21 protein-coding genes and 1 other RNA gene are annotated in these 18,860 nt (G+C 54.4%); 13 read left to right on the forward strand and 9 right to left on the reverse strand.

From position 1 onward, the window contains the following. Positions 1-75: 75 nt before the first annotated feature. Positions 76-1,674 carry an alpha,alpha-trehalase TreF gene (treF, locus tag CJA_RS01410; RefSeq protein WP_012485966.1) on the forward strand — a complete coding sequence of 533 codons (1,599 nt, stop codon included), beginning with the start codon at positions 76-78 and terminating at the stop codon, positions 1,672-1,674. Between the two features lie 19 nt (positions 1,675-1,693). Here the strand turns inward: treF and CJA_RS01415 are convergent, their stop codons facing one another. Together CJA_RS01415 and CJA_RS01420 are read right to left on the reverse strand one after the other, a co-directional pair. After that, a complete protein-coding gene (locus tag CJA_RS01415) occupies positions 1,694-2,194 on the reverse strand; it encodes a DUF1993 domain-containing protein (protein WP_012485967.1) in 501 nt (166 codons plus the stop codon). A gap of 13 nt (positions 2,195-2,207) precedes the next feature. Next, positions 2,208-2,867 carry an HAD family hydrolase gene (locus tag CJA_RS01420; protein ID WP_012485968.1) on the reverse strand — a complete coding sequence of 220 codons (660 nt, stop codon included), beginning with the start codon at positions 2,865-2,867 and terminating at the stop codon, positions 2,208-2,210. A gap of 258 nt (positions 2,868-3,125) precedes the next feature. On the opposite strand from CJA_RS01420, the gene CJA_RS01425 reads away from it, so the two are divergent. Together CJA_RS01425 and CJA_RS19525 are read left to right on the forward strand one after the other, a co-directional pair. Next, on the forward strand, positions 3,126-5,723 hold the full coding sequence (locus CJA_RS01425; RefSeq protein WP_012485969.1) for a family 20 glycosylhydrolase: 2,598 nt from the start codon (positions 3,126-3,128) through the stop codon (positions 5,721-5,723). 303 nt (positions 5,724-6,026) lie between these two features. Beyond that, positions 6,027-6,167 carry a hypothetical protein gene (locus tag CJA_RS19525; RefSeq protein WP_012485970.1) on the forward strand — a complete coding sequence of 47 codons (141 nt, stop codon included), beginning with the start codon at positions 6,027-6,029 and terminating at the stop codon, positions 6,165-6,167. Between the two features lie 90 nt (positions 6,168-6,257). Here CJA_RS19525 and CJA_RS01430 read toward each other — a convergent pair whose 3' ends face one another. From CJA_RS01430 to CJA_RS01440, 4 genes are all read right to left on the reverse strand, one after another. Then, positions 6,258-6,857: a 5-formyltetrahydrofolate cyclo-ligase gene (locus CJA_RS01430; protein WP_012485971.1), complete on the reverse strand. Its 600-nt coding sequence runs from the start codon at positions 6,855-6,857 to the stop codon at positions 6,258-6,260. An 88-nt stretch (positions 6,858-6,945) separates the two neighbouring features. Further along, positions 6,946-7,122: non-coding RNA, 6S RNA (gene ssrS / locus CJA_RS18915), on the reverse strand. A gap of 220 nt (positions 7,123-7,342) precedes the next feature. After that, positions 7,343-7,642 (reverse strand): cell division protein ZapA, encoded by a 300-nt coding sequence (locus tag CJA_RS01435; RefSeq protein WP_041551879.1) that lies wholly within the window; start codon positions 7,640-7,642, stop codon positions 7,343-7,345. 13 nt (positions 7,643-7,655) lie between these two features. Further along, positions 7,656-7,862, reverse strand: coding sequence for a TIGR02449 family protein (locus CJA_RS01440; protein ID WP_041551880.1), 207 nt, complete (start codon positions 7,860-7,862; stop codon positions 7,656-7,658). A 231-nt stretch (positions 7,863-8,093) separates the two neighbouring features. Between CJA_RS01440 and CJA_RS01445 the strand changes: the two genes are divergently transcribed. The 9 genes from CJA_RS01445 to CJA_RS01485 all read left to right on the forward strand — a co-directional run bounded on the left by CJA_RS01445 (position 8,094) and on the right by CJA_RS01485 (position 15,557). Next, positions 8,094-8,702 carry a UPF0149 family protein gene (locus CJA_RS01445; RefSeq protein WP_012485975.1) on the forward strand — a complete coding sequence of 203 codons (609 nt, stop codon included), beginning with the start codon at positions 8,094-8,096 and terminating at the stop codon, positions 8,700-8,702. Between the two features lie 31 nt (positions 8,703-8,733). Next, on the forward strand, positions 8,734-10,050 hold the full coding sequence (pepP, locus tag CJA_RS01450) for a Xaa-Pro aminopeptidase (RefSeq protein ID WP_012485976.1): 1,317 nt from the start codon (positions 8,734-8,736) through the stop codon (positions 10,048-10,050). A 6-nt stretch (positions 10,051-10,056) separates the two neighbouring features. Then, positions 10,057-12,576, forward strand: a complete 2,520-nt coding sequence (gene ubiH / locus CJA_RS01455; protein WP_012485977.1) for a 2-octaprenyl-6-methoxyphenyl hydroxylase — start codon at positions 10,057-10,059, stop codon at positions 12,574-12,576. A 23-nt stretch (positions 12,577-12,599) separates the two neighbouring features. Beyond that, positions 12,600-13,115 (forward strand): MgtC/SapB family protein, encoded by a 516-nt coding sequence (locus CJA_RS01460; RefSeq protein ID WP_012485978.1) that lies wholly within the window; start codon positions 12,600-12,602, stop codon positions 13,113-13,115. 49 nt (positions 13,116-13,164) lie between these two features. Continuing rightward, the gene (locus tag CJA_RS01465) at positions 13,165-13,539 is read left to right on the forward strand and encodes a hypothetical protein (RefSeq protein WP_012485979.1); all 375 of its coding nucleotides are present in this window, start codon (positions 13,165-13,167) and stop codon (positions 13,537-13,539) included. A gap of 286 nt (positions 13,540-13,825) precedes the next feature. After that, positions 13,826-14,035 carry a cold-shock protein gene (locus tag CJA_RS01470; RefSeq protein WP_041550877.1) on the forward strand — a complete coding sequence of 70 codons (210 nt, stop codon included), beginning with the start codon at positions 13,826-13,828 and terminating at the stop codon, positions 14,033-14,035. A gap of 192 nt (positions 14,036-14,227) precedes the next feature. Continuing rightward, entirely contained in the window at positions 14,228-14,545 is a 318-nt protein-coding gene (locus tag CJA_RS01475; RefSeq protein ID WP_012485981.1) for a DUF3301 domain-containing protein, read from the forward strand. 47 nt (positions 14,546-14,592) lie between these two features. Continuing rightward, entirely contained in the window at positions 14,593-14,997 is a 405-nt protein-coding gene (locus CJA_RS01480) for a GNAT family N-acetyltransferase (protein WP_041550879.1), read from the forward strand. Further along, positions 14,997-15,557 (forward strand): NUDIX domain-containing protein, encoded by a 561-nt coding sequence (locus CJA_RS01485; protein ID WP_012485983.1) that lies wholly within the window; start codon positions 14,997-14,999, stop codon positions 15,555-15,557. The genes CJA_RS01480 and CJA_RS01485 overlap by 1 nt, the downstream gene beginning before the upstream one ends. A gap of 15 nt (positions 15,558-15,572) precedes the next feature. Here CJA_RS01485 and CJA_RS01490 read toward each other — a convergent pair whose 3' ends face one another. After that, positions 15,573-16,496: a TlpA family protein disulfide reductase gene (locus CJA_RS01490; RefSeq protein ID WP_012485984.1), complete on the reverse strand. Its 924-nt coding sequence runs from the start codon at positions 16,494-16,496 to the stop codon at positions 15,573-15,575. Positions 16,497-16,610: 114 nt separating this feature from the next. Further along, positions 16,611-17,333, reverse strand: coding sequence for an acyltransferase (locus CJA_RS01495; protein WP_012485985.1), 723 nt, complete (start codon positions 17,331-17,333; stop codon positions 16,611-16,613). Positions 17,334-17,382: 49 nt separating this feature from the next. On the opposite strand from CJA_RS01495, the gene CJA_RS01500 reads away from it, so the two are divergent. Continuing rightward, positions 17,383-17,991: a class I SAM-dependent methyltransferase gene (locus tag CJA_RS01500; RefSeq protein ID WP_012485986.1), complete on the forward strand. Its 609-nt coding sequence runs from the start codon at positions 17,383-17,385 to the stop codon at positions 17,989-17,991. Positions 17,992-17,995: 4 nt separating this feature from the next. Here the strand turns inward: CJA_RS01500 and CJA_RS01505 are convergent, their stop codons facing one another. Continuing rightward, complete coding sequence (locus CJA_RS01505) at positions 17,996-18,832, reverse strand: MipA/OmpV family protein (RefSeq protein ID WP_158304042.1); 837 nt, start codon at positions 18,830-18,832, stop codon at positions 17,996-17,998. Positions 18,833-18,860 lie beyond the last annotated feature (28 nt).

Here is an 18,860-nt window from a genome sequence, read left to right on the forward strand (position 1 = left end):
TGACTGCTTAGCACTTGGAGCCCGTCACCAGGAGGGCTCCCTTTTTAAACCTTCAAGTGTCAGCGGGGTGGGTTTATGCAGCGGATATTGTGGCTGTCGCTGGTGTTGGGTCTGCTGGTGTCCTGTTCAATACCAACAGACAGGGCGGGCGGTGGAACAGCGGTACGGATAGATTATGCAAGCGGGTTAACTGATCGCGAAAACTCTATGTTCAAAGAAATCCAGTTGTCAGGCGTTTTTGCCGATTCAAAAACCTTTGTGGATAGCCATCCCAAATTGCCCCTGGCGGAAATCGCCGAGCTTTACCATGTCCGGCAACAGCAGGCGGGTTTTGACCTCGCCGCTTTTGTTCACCGGTATTTTGAGCTGCCGCCGAGCATTGCCTCCGGTTTTGTCAGCGATACCTCGCGCCCGGTGGAAAAGCATATCGACATTCTCTGGGATGTGCTCACCCGCCAACCGGACAGGCAGGAGGCGGGAACCCTGCTGCCCTTACCTTACCCCTATGTCGTTCCCGGCGGCCGCTTCCGCGAAATTTACTACTGGGACAGCTATTTCACCATGCTCGGTTTGCAGGCATCGAAGCGCTGGGATCTGATGGAGGGTATGGTGAATAATTTTTCACACCTGATCGACACCATCGGCTTTATTCCCAACGGCAATCGCACCTATTACGAGGGCCGCTCCCAGCCGCCTTTTTACGCCCTGATGGTGGAGTTGCTGGCCAATAAACAGGGTGAGTCGGTGCTGCTCGCGCATTTGCCGCATTTGCGCAGGGAATATGAATTCTGGATGGAGGGCGCCGCTAAACTTTCGCCCGCTGCACCCGCGCATCGCCGTGTGGTGCTGCTGCCGGATGGCAGCATACTCAATCGCTACTGGGATGATATAGCCGCGCCGCGCCCGGAATCCTTCCGCGAAGACTACGAACTGGCGGAAGCCATCGGCGGCAACAAGCGCGAGCTGTACCGCCATATTCGCGCGGCGGCAGAATCCGGCTGGGACTTCAGCAGCCGCTGGTTCAAAGATGGCAATGGCATGGCCAGCATCCACACCACCGATATTATCCCGGTGGATTTGAATGCGCTGGTCTTTAACCTGGAGCGGATGCTGGCCCATATTTATGGCTTGCAGGGCGACCAGGATCAGGCCACGCATTACTACCAATTGGCGGAGCAGCGCAAACAGGCGTTGCTGCGCTACTGTTGGAATGCGCAGCAGGGATTTTTCCACGATTACGATTATGTCGCCGCACAACAGACGCCGGTCATGTCGCTGGCGGCGGTTTACCCGCTTTATTTCAGTATGGTCGACCAGCGCACGGGCGACCGGGTCGCCGAACAGATAGAGGCGCATTTTATCCAGGCGGGCGGTGTGACCACGACCCTGGCGACCACAGGCCAGCAGTGGGACGCGCCCAATGGCTGGGCGCCGCTGCAATGGCTGACCATCCAGGGCCTGCGCAATTATCACCACAATTCAGCGGCGGAGCAGATCAAACAGCGCTGGATTGCACTCAACCAGCGCGTTTACCGCAACACCGGAAAGTTGGTGGAAAAATACAACGTCTATGACCTGGATGTGGCCGGCGGCGGTGGCGAATATGAATTACAGGATGGCTTCGGTTGGACCAACGGTGTCTTGTTGCACTTACTCAACGAAAGTACACCCTGAGGCTATCCCCAACAGACGCTCACACAAAGGAAAAGCCGGGGGGATACTGGTGATAGCCATCAAAATCCCCCTTGCTGAGCGGAACACCGGCATGGCGCGCTATCGCATAGGCCATGCCCAGGTGAAAAAAGAAATTCGGTAGCGCGTATTGCTGCAGATATTCTTGTGCCGGCAAATCCAGGTCCTGGAAACCCGCTTTATCGCTGATGCTGGCACAGGCCGGTGTTATGTCTTCGGTAGGGAGTTGTGTCAGCCACTGGATGGTCTCTGCCAACTGCTGTTGCAATCCCGCATAACTGTGATCGCTATTTTCAAAACCTATGCGTTCACGCCCGAGTAACGGGCAGAGGGCGCGCGGCGCAAAATTGGCGGCGGTGCGCACCTGTGCAAGCAGCGGCAACATATGGGGATGCAATTGTTGCCCAAGCAGTTGGCAGTCGCCTTGTGTATGAGCCTCCATAAGGCGCAGCATGTGTTGCAGCTGTTGCAAATAGCGAATAAAAACCGGTATCGGGTTCATCGGTGTCCTGTCCTTAAAAACGGTAATGTTGCACCACCCAATCCGCCGCTTCCTGCAAATGGTTAAATACCTGGATCGCGTTGGACAGGTCGTGGCTCTGTGACATGGCATTGCGCACCGCCACACACGTAATGCCTGCGCGTGTTGCCGCCTGCAGGCCGTGCGCTGTGTCTTCGATGGCGATAGCCTCTTGCGCGCTGAGCCCCAGGCGCTGCAATGCCAGCAGGTAGCTATCGGGAGCCGGTTTGTTATTGCTCACATCTTCACTGCTCACAATGGTGCTAAACAGTGGCTGCCACTGGTAAGCGGCCAAGGTGGCATCGACGCAGTTGCGCGTTGAGCCGGTGACCACGGCGAGCTGTGCGCCGGTAGCGGCGAAACGGCGCACGGTCGCATCGGCATGGGGCATAAGTGGAAAGGCGGTGCGCGCTATGTAGTCGCGCGTGACCTGGTGTTTTTGTGCGGCGAGCGAAGGTGCGTCAATCGGTAACTGGTGGCGTACAGTCAGGTCCAGTGCATTTTTTGCGGTGGGAATGCCTGAGTAGTAATCGCGGTATTCCTCGGCGCTCAGGTCTACCGCATAAGCGCGCATGATCTCGCGCCAGAGTTGGTAATGTACTTCCTCGGAATCGACGAGCGTGCCGTCGTGGTCAAACAAAATCGCTTTTAACATGCCCGGGTTAACCTGTATCTGTTTAAAGGGCGCAGGGTGATGGACCCCGCGATGGGCGAGAGTATGCCAGAGCCCAGGGTAAATACCTGTTAATACCGGTGTTTGGGGGGCCGCTTTTGCGGACTGGCAGGGTTAATTTATGTTCAGGGACTGGCATGATCGGGGTTTTGGTGTAATCTGGACAACGTTGTCAGTCGTGTTTTATTTACAAGAATATCCAAAATCACACCCAAGCATTGCATAGACAGGAGCGGATTCATGAAGGTAGCGGGTCGAATTTCCCGGTCGGGCTGGATGGCCCTGATCCTCGGGGCTGTTATGGGGCAGGGACTGGCGGTGGGGGCGAATGCCGGTAACCTCACCCAGGCACAGCTCAGCCAGTTTGCTCGCGATGCGCAACTGGCATTTGCACCAGTGAGCAACTTTGCCCTGGGGCATGGCCAATTCCAGGCACAGCTAACCCTGAATAACCAATCAGCAATTGCCTTGCCCGCTGGCAAGGGCGATTGGCGCATTTACATCCACTCCATCCGCAAGTTGCACGAAAACAAGGTTGCAGGTTTGCAAATCAAACATGTCCAGGGCGATTTACACGCATTGGAACCCAGCGCGGATTTTACCGGCCTGGCAGCCGGTGCCAGCCTGGAAGTGCCCTATTCAGGCGGTAACTGGATTGTGAGCTACAGCGATTTTATGCCGCGCGCGTTCATCGCCCAGCCGGGCTTAGAGGCGGCGGTATTTGCCAATACCGATACCGAAGACCTGACCCGTTTTGTGTCGCCTTTCGTGCGTCCGGAACAGCAATTGCGCTTTAATGCCCCCACGGCAGACGCTTTCCCCATAGTGACTTCCGCCGGTCGTTACGAAAGCAATCGCGCGGTTAACGCGATCAAGCCCGTGGAACAGCTCGGCATTATTCCTACGCCCAAGTCGGTGAAATACCGGCGCGGCAGTATTCAATTGGATGGCAGTTGGCAGATCCGCTACGCCGGCAGCCTGACCTCCGAAGCGCGCTACCTGGTGGCGCAACTCAAGGCGGCGGGGTTGGAGCTGAACAGTGCGGCAGACCATATCCCGGCCCAGGGGCCAGTGATTCGGCTGGCACTGGAACCGGGCGGGGTCTCCGAAGCCTATCACCTGAGTATTGGCAAAGAAGTGATACAGATCCGCGGCAGCGATAACGCCGGTGCTTTTTACGCGGTTCAGAGCCTATTGAGCCTGCTGCCTGCCCAAACGGCTGCCCAGTACACGCTGCCAGTGGTGGAGGTGAAGGACCAACCGCGCTTCTCCTGGCGCGGCATGCACTACGACATGGGCCGTAACTTCCACGGCAAGGCGGTCACCCTGCGCCTGATCGAGCAGATGGCGCGCTACAAGCTCAATAAGCTGCACCTGCACCTGACAGAAGACGAAGGCTGGCGTATTGAGATTCCCGGCCTGCCGGAGCTGACCGAGGTAGGTGCTTTCCGCTGCTTTGACCTCACCGAGCAGTCCTGCCTGTTGACCCAGTTGGGTACCGGCCCGCACAAATCCGGTTCGGGTAATGGCTATTACTCGGCAGAGGATTTTGTCGAGATTCTCAAATTCGCGGCGGCACGCCATATCGAGGTAATTCCCGAAATCGATATGCCCGGTCACGCCCGCGCTGCTGTCAAAGCCATGGACGCGCGCTATCACAAGTTGTTGAAAGCGGGTAAAAAAGCCGAAGCCGAGCAATTCCTGCTGTCTGATCCGGCGGATAAATCCCAATACCTCACGGTACAGAACTACACCGACAACTCCATCAATGTCTGCCTGCCCTCGACCTACGCCTTTGCCGACAAGGTGGTGTATGAGTTGCAGCAGATGTATCGCAAGGCCGGGCTCAAGCTCAACACCTTCCACATGGGCGGTGACGAGGTGGGGGCGGGCTCCTGGGTGGAGTCTCCCGCCTGTAAAACCCTGTTTGCGACGCAAGAGGGGGTTGCCGGCCCGGCAGACCTCAAACCCTATTTTGTCAGCAAGCTGGCGGCGATTACCCATGAGCGCGGCCTGGCGCTGGTCGGCTGGGAAGACGGCCTGATGTACGACCCCAACAATACCTTTAACCGCAAGGCGTTTGCCAACGAGCGGGTACTGGCCAATGCCTGGGATAACATCTGGGAATGGGGTGTGGCAGATCGCGCCTATCGCCTGGCGAACGCCGGCTACCAGGTCATCCTCTCGGCGGGAACCCATCTCTATTTTGACCACCCCCACGAAGCCCACCCGGAAGAGCGCGGTTACTACTGGGCGGCGCGCTATACCAGCCCGGGCAAGGTATTCGGGTTTATGCCGGATAACTTCTATGCCAATGCCGACACTACCCGCGAGGGCACACCGATTGATAACCTGGAGGCCCTGGTGGGGCGCTCCCTGCCCAAGCTGGAAAAGCCGGAAAACCTGCTGGGCATGCAGGGCCAGGTCTGGAGCGAAACCATCCGCACCGCCCAGCAGCTGGAGCAGATGATCTATCCGCGCCTGATGTCGCTGGGTGAGCGCGCCTGGCACAAGGCCGCCTGGGAATCGAATGCGCCGGATACAACTGCCCGCACCGCCGATTGGGCGCAGTTTGCCCATACCCTGGCCAAGCGCGATCTGCCCAGGTTAGTCCAGGCCGGTGCCGATCTTTACCTGCCGCCGCCGGGTGCGGTTATTGAATCTGGTCAGTTGCTGGCCAACACCGCTTTACCGGGATTGGCAATTGAGTTCAGCCTGGACAAGGGCGCCAGCTGGCAGCCCTGGACGGCCCCGGTTGCCCTGACGGCAGAGCAAAGTGCCTCGGTTTGGCTGCGCAGCCGTTTGGGGGATAAGACCAGCCGTGTCTCGACCCTCTAGGGGGGGACTACCGGACAACATTTACTTTAAGTGCCAGATAAATCCGACAAAAAGCCCGCCTTGGCGGGCTTTTTGCTTTCATGATCGGGGCGAAATTGCATAAGTTCGCTTAAAAAAGTCAACCTTGCTCGCATTTGTGCGCAAAAAGAGTGAATTTTGTAGAATTTCTCCAGTCGTATATTTCATTCTGGTTAAAGGCTCCTTATGATGTCGGTGCATCATTTGTGTGCAGGCTTGTCTTCCCATTAACAAGAGCGCAATAAAGCGGTATGCCTTTACAAGAAAAAATTAATAGGTAACCCCATGAAAGTCGATTTATTCACGTTGGTCTTGATTGTGTTTGCCCTGGGGGTTTGTGTCACCCTGGTAGACGTGGGAACCCTGTTTTCAACGGCTGAAGCGACAGTGACAGACGAAACAGAAATCACCAGTGCCCGGGAATAGGCGGCTGTAGGGACGACAGTAAACGGCTTTACGCATCAACCGAGATAAAACAACCACTCCCGCTGCGGCGGGAGTGGTTGTTTATGGGGTTCACCTGGCGCAGAGGATCAATTCCTGCTCGGTCGCCAGGGCAAATAAAGGAATATCCCAACTGGCTGTCGCGAGTGATTCCTCTTCCTGGCAGCTGTGCGCCAATCCCACCAGATAGGGTTTGCCTTTGGGCTTTTGCTGTTTAAAGGCAAAGGTCCTGTCATAAAACCCGCCCCCCATCCCCAGGCGTGTGCCCTGTCGATCAAACCCCACCAGCGGCATCAGCGCCATATCCAGTAAATGTGGCGGCAGGCGATGGGCCTGGCGGAAGTCGGGCTCGGCAATGCCGAAACGGTTGGGGGTCAGGGGGGTATCCGGCCCATAAGCGACAAACCAGAGTTCGCGTGGCTTGTCCGGCCGCAAGACCGGCAGGTAGGTGTGCTTGCCCATTTTCCAGAGCTGCCGGGCCAGGGGCTCCGGGTCTATCTCTCCATCATTGGCGCTATAGAGGGCGATATGTTGGGCGCGCAGCAGCTGCGGCATTTTCAATAGCTGGCGCACCAGCAGCAGGGCGGCTTGTTGTTGTTCCTGTGGGCTCAGGCTGCGCCGCCGGGCTCTGAGCCGGGCGCGCAGTGGCTGGCGCAAATCCCCATCGGTCATACAGGTTCTCTCGCACTATCAGGGTGAATGCACACCATAAACGACAAAGGCCAAAAATCGCGATGATTTTTGGCCTTTGGTACAGAAAGAAAACCCCGAAATGCCGCTACCAAGCTGGCCTTGAACCCAAAGGTTCAAGGTGGCGATACCTGTGGCTTTTTAGGCTTTCCGTCAGGCGGACATGCACACCAAACACAACGAGATACTGCCGGGCTACGATTATCGGCTCAAGGACATAGTCGGTTTGCGTACATCCCAGGGCTTTGCGCCAGTATAACCCAGCTCCTATGGCTTTTCGCAAATGAATTTATGCTCAAAGCCTGTAAAAAATTAGGCGTAATCAATCTTAAAAAACACTGGAAATTAGCGGTTTTTTACCCATTTGTGTGGTAAGTGCACAGTTTGATGGCGCCTTGATCGAGTGTGCCTGGGCGCCAACAAAAACGCCCGCTGCTGCGGGCGTTTCAGGGAGGATTGGGGGCGGATTAATCGATTTTGTTGGCCAGGCTGCGATCCAGTTTTTCGTGCAGGCGCAACAGGTCAGCCTGGTTGGCTCCCTTGCCCTGGTTGCCGGATTGGCGCGCCTGGAGCAGTTCGTGGCTGAGGTTGAGCGCCGCCATCACCGCAATGCGCTCCAGGCCGATGACAGCACCGGTGCTGCGAATGGCTTTCATGCGTTCATCCAGTAACTGGGCCGATTCCAGCAATGCCTGGCGCTCTTCGCGCGGGCAGGCGACCTGGTACTCTTTATCGAGGATTTTCACAACAACAGTTTCATTGCTCATGGCGGCTTCCAGCTTATTCGGCATCCAGGTTGCGCAGGTGGGTGATCATGGCTTCAACGCGGCTGCGCGCCAGTTCATTCTTTTCGATCAGGCGCTGGCGTTCGCGCTGCCACTCGCTTTCGCGGGCTTTCAGCTCAGTATTTTCCTGCTGCAAGCGGTTACACAGCAGGATCAGCTTGTCCAGCTTGTTTTCCAGGGATAACAGCAAATCATCAGACATGATAATAAATGACCAATAGGAGCGCGGGTCGCTCACTATATTGCGCCCCAGTCACAGGGTCAATCGCCGCCCCCCAAGTTAAGGTGATTTCGAGAAGTTGTGCCTTACTAAATGATAAACATACAAGTTTTGATAAGGATGTCCAAGTATCAGAATTGGCTATATAAAAAGACGCAGGGGCACGGGCGGCCAGTCGTGATAGGATTCGCGCCTTAGCTATACGAGGTATCTATGACCGATCGCCAACCCCAGACTTATTCCCCCCTCAGCTTCGATGACCTGGCCAACCTGCTGGCCCCGCTGGGTACCTTGAACAGCCCCTCGGAATTGCACGGGCTCCTGTGTGGCAAGCTGGCCGGTGGTGCCCAATTGACGGAAATTAACTGGCTGCTGGAGGCGGTGGAGTTCCTCGACTTTGTCTCCGCTCCCGATGAAAAAGTGCGCATTGCCCTGACGCACCTTTATCACAACACCTTGCAGGCATTGCAGGGTGATTTCAATCTCAAACTCATGTTACCGGACGACGACACCCTGCTCAGCGATCGCGCGCGCTGCCTGAGCCAGTGGTGCCATGGTTTCCTGACCGGCTTTGGCAGTGTCGAACTCGCCACCAAGCGCGAGCTGGATGAAGAGGCACAGGATATGCTTCAGGATTTTTCCCACATTGTGCAGATCCAGGTGGATGACGAGGAAGATGAGCCGAGTGCAGAGGCCGATTATATGGAAGTCGTAGAGTATGTGCGCATGGCGACCAACTCGCTCTATCTGGAATTTGCGCCAGCGCAAAGCGATGCGGCCGATAAAGACCTAAGCTCTGCTAACCACCAGACCGTGCATTAATTTAACGCCCCGGATTATCCGCGAGATACGCATGAGAATTACCAAAGCCGAATTTGCCCGCCGTCGCAAACAACTCATGGCGCTGATGGAGCCCAATTCCATCGCGATAGTCCCGGCCGCGCCCGAGCGCCAGCGCAGCCGCGATACTGAATACCACTATCGGCAGGACAGCGACTTTTTATATTTATCCGGTTTTGAGGAGCCCCAGGCTGTCCTGGTGTTAATTCCCGGGCGCGAGCATGGTGAATATGTCCTGTTTGTACGCGAGCGCAATCGCGAGCGGGAAATCTGGGATGGCTATCGCGCAGGCCCCGAAGGTGCGTGCAGTGAGTTTGAAGCGGACGATGCCTTTCCGATTGATGATATCGACGATATTTTGCCCGGGTTGCTCGAAGGCCGGCAACGTGTCTATTACGCCATGGGGAAGGATGCGGACTTCGATAAGCATGTGATGGATTGGGTCAATACCATTCGCGCCAAGGTGCGTTCGGGAGCAACACCCCCAGGTGAATTCCTCGACCTGAGTCACTTTTTAAATGACATGCGCCTGTTCAAAAGTGCGGCTGAGTTGCGCGTGATGCGCGAAGCGGGCGACATTTCCGCGCGCGCCCATGTGCGTGCGATGCAAGCCTGCAAACCGGGGGTGATGGAATATCAACTCGAAGCGGAAATCCTGCACGAATTCCACATGAACGGTGCGCGCTTTCCCGCCTACAATTCCATTGTCGGCGGTGGTAAAAATGGTTGCATCCTCCACTACATTGAAAACTCGGCGCCCCTGAAAAATGGCGACCTGGTATTGATCGATGCTGGCTGCGAACTGGATTACTACGCGGCGGATATCACGCGCACGTTTCCGGTCAATGGCAAATTCTCGCCCGAGCAAAAAGTCCTGTACGAGATTTGCCTGAATGCGCAGTTGGCCGCTATTGCGGTGGCCAGGCCCGGCAACCATTGGAATGATCCCCACGAGGAAACCGTGCGCGTTATTACCTCTGGCCTGGTTGAGGCAGGATTGCTGCAAGGTCATGTGGACGAGCTGATCCAAAGCGAAGCCTACAAGGAATTCTATATGCACCGCGCAGGCCACTGGCTGGGCATGGATGTGCACGACGTGGGCGATTACAAAGTGGGTGGACAATGGCGAGTGCTCGAACCGGGCATGGTGATGACCATTGAACCGGGTATTTATGTCGCCCCTGATAATGAGCGTGTTGCCAAAAAATGGCGCGGTATCGGTATTCGCATTGAGGATGATGTGGTCATCACCAAAGATGGCAACGAGGTTCTGACCAGCGGCGTTCCCAAAACTGTTGCAGACATTGAAGCATTAATGGCACAAGCCTGACCGGCAATGAATAATTCCCTCGCGTTTGATATCGCCATTATCGGCGGCGGCATGGTAGGCACCAGCCTCGCCAGTTTGTTGGCAGCGGCGTGTCCATTCCTGCGTATTGCACTGATAGAAGCACAGCCACTGGCAGAAACGGGCGAAGCTTATCAGCCGAGTTTTGATGCGCGCTCCACCGCCCTGGCGCAGGGCAGTGTGGATGTCTTGCGCGAGTTGGGATTGTGGAGCAGGCTGGCGCAGCATGTGACGGCTATACAGCAGGTGCATGTATCGGATCGCGGCCATTTCCTCGGCGGCGTGATAGAGGCTGCCGAACACCATCTCGATGCCGTTGGCTACGTGGTAGAAAACGCCTGGCTTGGGCGTGTCCTGCTTGACCATGTGTTGCAAACACCCGCGATTACCTGTTTCGCGCCGGCCCGTGTGCATGGGCTGCAACCCCAGGTTGACGGAGCCTTGCTGGCGCTGGAGTATCAGGGACAAGCGCAGTTTATCCACACCAGGCTTGCGGTGATTGCCGATGGCGGCGACTCGCCCTTGCGCCAATCGCTGGGCATACACACGCAAGTGCGCGCCTATGGCCAGACCGCCATCATCACCAATGTGGAATTTACCCAAGCCCATGGCGGTATCGCTTACGAGCGTTTTACCGACCAGGGCCCCATTGCATTATTACCCCTGGGGGAATCACCCGATGCCTGTCGCGCGGCACTGGTGTGGACGCTGCCCAATGAACTTGCGGACAACATCCTTGCATTAAGCGATGCGGATTTCCTCGAACACTTGCAACATCGCTTTGGTTTTCGCGCCGGGCGCTTTACCCGTGTGGCCACGCGATTTGCCTATCCACTGCAACTCCGGCTGGCAGAAGAACAAATTCGCTCCCATCTGGTGTTGCTCGGCAATGCCGCGCATTTTTTGCACCCGGTCGCAGGGCAGGGATTTAACCTGGCATTGCGCGATTGCACGGCCTTGGTGGAAACCCTGCGAATTGCGTTGGACCAGCAGCGCCATCCCGGCGACCTGGCGGTACTGCAAACCTATCTTGAGCGGCAGTCGCTCGACCAGCAATTAACTGTGGAATTTAGCGATAAGTTAGTGCGCCTGTTCTCCTCGTCGCAATTGCCATTGGTTGCGCTGCGCCATCTGGGCTTGCTGAGCCTGGAAACCCTGTTTCCCCTCAAGCAGGTATTCAGCGCCCAAACCATGGGCGCTGGCGGTCGTCAATACCGCTGGCGCGAAATGGTGCCAGCGGTTGCCGATGACCTGGCCGGACAGGCGATTTCACCGGCAGCCCCGCAACCGCTAATAGATGGGACTCATGTGGATCTACTGATTGCCGGTGCCGGCCTGGTAGGTGCGGCCCTGGCTTGCGCGGTGGCACAAGCGGTACCCGCGTGGCAGGTTGTTGTTGTCGAGCCCGGTGTTGACTTGCCCGATTATGCCGGCACCCGGTTTGATCCGCGTGTCGTTGCATTGACGCAAGCATCACAGCAACTGTTAATGGATATTGGCTGCTGGGATGCGATAGTGGCGCAGCGCCTATGTTCCTACACGGATATGCACGTTTGGGACGGAGAAGGTACCGCATCGATTGCGTTTGATGCCGCTGAAGTGCGCCAGCCCCAACTGGGGCATATTGTGGAGAACTCTGTAGCAGTGCGTGCGCTGCGCCAGCGTATGGCCCAACTGCCCAATATCCACCTGGTTCAGTCAGCCGCCGTGTTGGATATGCAGCAACCTGCTTCAACCGCTAGCCACATCCAGGTGCTCTTATCGTCAGGCATTAAACTCATCGCCCCTTTGGTTATTGCCGCTGACGGCGCCCACTCCAAAGTGCGCGAGTTGGCCGGATTTAAAACGCGCGAGTGGGATTATGGGCAGCAGGCGATTGTCACTACGGTGCGCTGTGAAAAGAGCCATGCCTTTACCGCCTGGCAGCGCTTTATGCACACCGGCCCCCTGGCATTTTTGCCACTGCAACACCAGGGTGATACACACTATTGCTCGATTGTCTGGTCGGCAGACAGTGGGTTGGCCGATCAATTAATGGCGATGGACAGGGTTTCTTTTTGTGCAGCGCTAGCGCGTGCCTTTGAATATCGCCTGGGATCTGTGGAGCATTGTGCAGAGTTGCTGGCCATTCCGTTACGCCAGCGTCATGCCACCCAATATATCCAGCCGGGTATTGCCCTGGTAGGCGATGCTGCCCATAACATCCATCCCTTGGCCGGACAGGGGGTCAACCTGGGGCTGCTGGATGTTGGCGCATTGGCGGCGGAATTAATCCGTGCGCATCAGCGGGGATTGCCATTACATGACTATTCGATTTTGCGTCGCTACCAGCGCCAGCGCCTGGCCGCGAACCTGACAATGATGAGTGCCATGGAGGGGTTTAAACGCCTCTTTGGCTCTCGTGACCTGGCGGTTAATTGGCTGCGCAACACCGGAGTGCGTTGGTGTGATCAACAACCTGCACTCAAAAAAATCATTATTAACGCCGCGCTTGGCATTTCGCGCTAACAGTCTTTGTATGAGAGCCACTCATGGATCTGGATACACTTTTTTCAATTTATCCCTTTGACTGGAAAGCCATAGGTACGGCGATTTTGTGTGGTTCTATTATCGGGATGGAGCGCCAATTGCGCGGTAAGCCGGTTGGTATTCGCACGTCTTCGCTGATTACCCTGGGCACCTATATCTTTATCGCCGCCTCCCTGGCAATTTCTGCATCGCTGGCAGGGCCGGAAAAGGTCGTTACAGATCCCTCGCGTATTATCGGCCAGGTGATTACCGGCATTGGTTTTTTAGGCGCCGGTGTGATGTTGGCCCGCGATGGTGTTGTATTGGGGGTGACGTCGGCGGCCACTATCTGGGCGCTGGCATCCATCGGTGTGTGCATTGCCATCGGCTACAACCTGGTAGCCATTAAATTATCGCTGGTGGTGATTGCCGTCCTGGTTGGGGTCGACCTGCTGGAAGACTATTCCCAGGCATTCACGCGCGGTGTACACAAAAAATATCAGGATTGGCGCGGCAAACATAAAACCGGTTCTGAATAACCCTATTTCATATTGGTGTAAAAAAGTAACACTATCCTGAGAGGCTCATATGAGTAAAACGCGACTTGTCGCACACTTTTTAAATTATGTCTTGTTGCTGTTGTTGTTGGCATCTGTTGTGGGATTTTTGTCTTTTGCCAATATTTATGGTGTCTTTCTTGCCCTGGTGACAGCGACAATTGCCTGGTTTGTGTGTAAACACAATCGCTGGGGCTACTTTGCAGCAGCGGCCTGGGGCCTGGCCTGTTATCAATTAGCGAAGCAAGGCTATGAATTTCAAGCAATTAAACGTCAGGTGATGATTGTCGGAATTTTTGTCATTCCTGTTGCACTCTTTTTGCACGAGGTATTGGCAAAAGTGCCCACAAAATCCGCACAGGATGAAAAACACGATGATCCATCGGGGAGCAATATGCCTGACTAATTACAGGCAGGTTACGCTTGGTTATAAAAAAACTCCGTCCTGTTTAAATTCACTGAGAATTGCTTGACTCCCCCTAGGCAAGTGCTTTAATTTTGACCCGCTACAGATTGAGATTCGACCCAAGACTAGACTTTTGTAAGATTTCCGCTTGCTCAAGACACTTGGACGCACCACGACCTGAGCAATAGCTTTATTAACAAGCTATATCACCCTGGCTTTTAGTAAAGTCGGTTATTTTGTTCGGTCAGCTACAGCTGACACTTTTAAAATGCAAGACGAGGAATTTATGTCAGATATAGTCTCTGGTGTTGTTAAATGGTTTAACGACGACAAGGGTTACGGTTTTATCGAGCGTGAAGGTGGTGCCGATGTGTTCGTTCACTTCCGTGCAATCAATGGCACTGGTCGCAGAACACTGAAAGAAGGCCAAAAGGTCACTTTCGAAGTAACCCAAGGCCAAAAAGGCCCGCAAGCGGAAAACGTAACTCCACTCTAAGTGGAGCTGAAACAAGGGGTGATTGAGCAATCAATCACCCCTTGTTGTTTGGTTCATCTTGTGACGACAGGTGTTAACCTGTGCTTCCGCCCATGACGGAGGCAGAAGAGTCCCATAATCTATTTTTCTGCAAGATTGTCTCCCTCGTAGGTCCCTGTGGCTGTTTCCACCCGTTATTTGTGTTGATCCCCGATGCTGAATATCGAATGGTTTTTCTGGCTGATAATCCTATCGCTGGCCATCCTCTATTGGCGCCATGCCCTGCGTGTTAAGGAGTGGGCCTATATGGCAGCGCGCAAACGCTGTGAGGAATTGCAGGTGCAAATGCTGGATGAGAGTGTTTATTTGCGCCGTTTGTGGGTTAAACGCAATGCACAGGGCAAGCTCGTTTTCTGGCGGGCCTTTTATTTTGAATTCACAGTATCCGGCGGCGAGCGTTATTTTGGCCGGGTGCTGATGCTGGGCAACCTCATCGAAGAAGTACAATTGGAGCCGCACCGTTTGCATTAACGGTGAGTCTGTATTTCACATATCGTATAAGCAAGCAAGGGTGTTTTATGGCTATTCGCTATCTTCATGATACCCCTCTGGATGTGGGACAGGTCATTGCACTTTATCAACGCACCAGCCTGGGTAAGCGCAGGCCTGTCGATAGACCGGATGTGTTTGAAGGCATGATTCGCAATGCCAATCTTGTGATCACCGCCTGGGATGAAGATAAGCTGGTTGGCATTGCCCGTGCACTGACGGATTTTGTCTATGTCACCTACCTGGCAGATTTGGCCGTTGACGAAGACTATCAGCACCAGGGAATAGGCAGACACCTGCTCGACCAGGTGCAAGGACACACTGAGCCTGACTGTATGGTTGTGTTGTTGGCGGCACCGCAAGCCAACGATTATTACCCGAAGCTCGGGTTTACCCACAATCCGCGCGCCTGGATGTTAAAGAGTAATTACTGATGACTGATCCATACCTGGCTGAAAAAATCGGTGGTTGGAAAACCAAAACCTCAAAGGTTGTCTACGAAAATCCCTGGATAAAAGTTTGCCACGAAGAAGTGGTAACGCCCAAGGGAACCGATGGTATTTATGGTGTTGTGCATTTTAAAAATACAGCTATCGGTGTCCTGCCAATAGATGAGGATGGCAATACCTGGTTGGTTAAGCAAAGCCGTTATAGCCTAAACCAATACACTTGGGAGATTCCCGAGGGCGGTTGCCCCCAGGGAGAAAGTCCGCTGGAGGCCGCCAAACGTGAACTGGAAGAAGAGGTGGGATTAAAAGCACATCACTGGCAGGAATTCATGCGCTTGCATCTATCCAATTCAGTGACAGATGAACTCTGCATTGTGTTTATCGCGCGCGACTTGTTTGTCGGTCAACAACAACTGGAGGCCAGCGAAGATATTGAATACCAAAAAATACCACTACAGGATGCCATTGCTATGGTGATGCGTGGTGAAATCACCGATGGTATTTCTGTTGCTGCCTTGTTGCGTGCCGCCCAGGGGTTAAGCTAGCGACCTTATTGGCCGCTATTTATTTTTCCCCAGCAGTGTATTGAGTTGCGCCAATACATCCTCGGGATTCTCAAACCGGCTAAAGCGTTTTAACTCCTTACCCTTATCAAATAGCAGCAGTGTTGGGTATTCACTGTTCTGGTAATAGCGTGCAATCGCACCTTCGGTATCCACTGTCACGGGATAGCGGATGTTGAATTTTTCGATGTACTCCTTCAGGTATTTTTCCTCTGTCCACAGGTGTGATACATAAGACTGCAAGGGAATATTGGGATGCTGTTTGTGCAACTGGTTAACCAGCTGATCTGCCTGCGTGCAATTGCGAGCCATATCTGGATGTATATCGGCCATATACCAATCGCACCAGGTAGTGGCGAAATACACCAGTGCCAGTCCCTCTGGTAAGGTTACTGGGGTGCTGGTACGCGCTATCTGTGCGCTATTCTTGGCCGTTGCCAAGGTTCCCAGGCTGGCAAGCTGCTCCAGGTTACTCGCCAATTGGGCATCATCTTTGTACGTGGTATAAACCACGTCGCCGGTGCGATTGATCAACACATGAAACGGGGTGCCATGAAATTGGAAATTGCCGGCGATGGAGCCGTTGTTATCCATCACGATGGGAATGGTTAACTGGTGTTTGTCTTTTAAAGCCTGAATATAGGTGTCTTCCTCGTTAATGTTGAGGTTCACCGCATAGAAGGCGATACGGTCACGATAACGCTCGTAAGTCTGTTGCAAGTGCGGTAACTCGCGTCGACAATCCAGGCACCAGCTCGCCCAGAATTTCAGGTACACCGGTTGTTTGCCCAACACCTGCTGCAAAGATACCGGATCACCGTCAAACACGGCATACTGCGCATCCAGTTGCAATGGCTTGGCTGTCGCTTCCAGAGTTAGCAACATGCCAATCAATAAACTGCCTATTATTTTAACGATCATCAGTGTTCCGCCGTACCCTTCAATAGGGAATGAACATTAAAAAAGCCACCCAGTAGACCGAGTAAAGGTCAATTGGGGGGCATAACCTCTGTATAGCTGCGTTGTTTCATTGGGTTAATCCCGGTGGTTGGGTTTCCACAGGCTGCGCAGCCAATTGAGCCAGCCGTTGTTACCCAGCATCAGTTTATCCAGTTGTTCCTGATTATAAAAATAATGTTCGGGATTGCTAAATAATAATTCGCGCTTGAGCATCCGCCTGTTGGGATTGATGGTTTTAATCACGCGCGCCGGATTACCTGCCGCTACTGTGTTTGGCGGAATATCCCGGGTTACCACCGCCCCTGCACCGATAACGGTGTTTTCACCGATGGTGACCCCCTTGGTAATAATGACCCGCTCACCCAACCAGACATTATTGCCAATGATCACCGGTTGTGTGCAGCGAAAAGGGCGGATGCGATTATAAATGCCGTGCCAATCGCTATCGCTAATGGTGACATTGGCGGCCAGCATACAGTTATCGCCGATACGAATAGATTTTCCTGCAGAGAGGCGTACGCCGGGAGCTATCAGACAGTAATCACCAATCACAATTTCAGCGTCTCCCTGTTTGCCCGGCCAGCTGGTAAAACGCACACAGTTATCGCTCGCACAAATAATCTGCGCATATTTACCCAAATGAATATTGCGCCCAAAGATGACCAGGCTGCGTGGATGTGCAATTTCGGGAATGGTGCCGATGCTATCGAATTGCGGGGCGATAAAGCGCTTGATGTACCAGTGGTTGATGGCTTTATAGAGTCGCTTGATCCTGTAGGGAGTATTGCTGCGGCGCATGTTGGTACTCGTCTGTTACACTGTGCCCGGTTTTTTGTGAGAGCCCGCTATGCTGCCAATAGATATTGACGCTGTAAAAGGTTTTTTGGACAAGGATGAAGGTGCTGCACTTTATGAGTATGCCTTAAAGGCGTCGATTCTGGGGCCTTGTATGGAGATTGGCAGTTACTGTGGTAAATCGACGGTGTATTTGGGCAGCGCCTGCCAGCGCGCACAGACCCTGCTCTTTGCGGTCGACCACCACCGCGGTAGCGAGGAGCATCAACTGGGGGAGGCATATCACGACCCGGCGCTCTATGATATTGAAGCTCAGCGCATGGACAGCTTGCGCGAATTTCGCCGCACCCTCGCCCGCGCACACCTGGAAGATACTGTCGTGCCCATAGTCGCGCCCTCGGACCTGGTGGCACGCCACTGGAATACACCGCTGGGCCTGGTTTTTATCGATGGCGGTCACAGCATGGAGGCAGCGCTCACCGATTACCGCTGTTGGGCACCCCATGTGCAGCGCGGCGGTTGGCTCGCCATTCACGATGTATTTCCCAACCCTGAAGACGGTGGCCGTCCTCCCTATGAAATCTGGACACTGGCGCAGGCGTCGGGTTTGTTCGAAGCCTTGCCGCTGATCAAAACCCTGGGATTGTTGCGCCGGTTATAAGGCGCTAGTGAATCACCCAAATAAAGGCCAAACCACCGCGCCAGGCATTTTTGCTGAATAACAGCGGACTATCTTCCATTGTGCTCTGGGCAAGGTTGTCGTAGCGCATAAACAGCGCCAGGCGCGTTTGCTCGTTAATAATGCGTAGCGAGTGCGACACGGCCAGCTGCCCGAACCAGCCACTGTAACCGCTATCTGTTGTATAGGCCGGGCGTGTGCCGGTTGCATAGCGCTCATCAACACCATAGTAATAATGATGATAGGGTTCGGTGGCCAGCGTAATGCCCGCTCGATAGGAGAGCGACCAATCGTCTATGCGCTGACGCCACATGAGCTGCGGTTGTAACACCTGGCCGATATAGCCGCGTTTGTCGCCATGCAGCGCAAATACAAAGCGCCAGGGGATTTGCAACTGCAATCCCTCCTGTAGGTTTTCACCCATCAGTAACAGGTTGAGCGATGGCCCCAGTTCGGCGGTGGAACCCAGCTCCGGCATACCCTCGCGCGCCCTGTTTTTTTCACTGTCCGGAGTGATATTGGCACTGGCGCTCAGGGTGAACTCGTAGGTATCTGAGCGCACAACATTACCGCGCAAGCCATCGCGGTCGGATTGAATAAATTTGCCGCGATACACGATATAGGGAATGGGGGCCACATAGCTGCGGTATTCATCGGCGCCGCGATAATCCGGTCCGTAAAGCGCACCCAGGCCTACGCCCAGCTCCCAGGTTTTGTGTTCATCCTGAGCGTAGGTGCTAGGTACCATCACCATTAACAGGGAAAACTGCCGGAGAAAAAGCCTGGATAAACGTGAAGCAGATGAGAAAAAACAGGTATGCATCTTATCCCTTGTATAATGGCAACTTTGG

This window comes from Cellvibrio japonicus Ueda107 (assembly GCF_000019225.1).
GTDB classification, from domain to species: Bacteria; Pseudomonadota; Gammaproteobacteria; order Pseudomonadales; family Cellvibrionaceae; genus Cellvibrio; species Cellvibrio japonicus.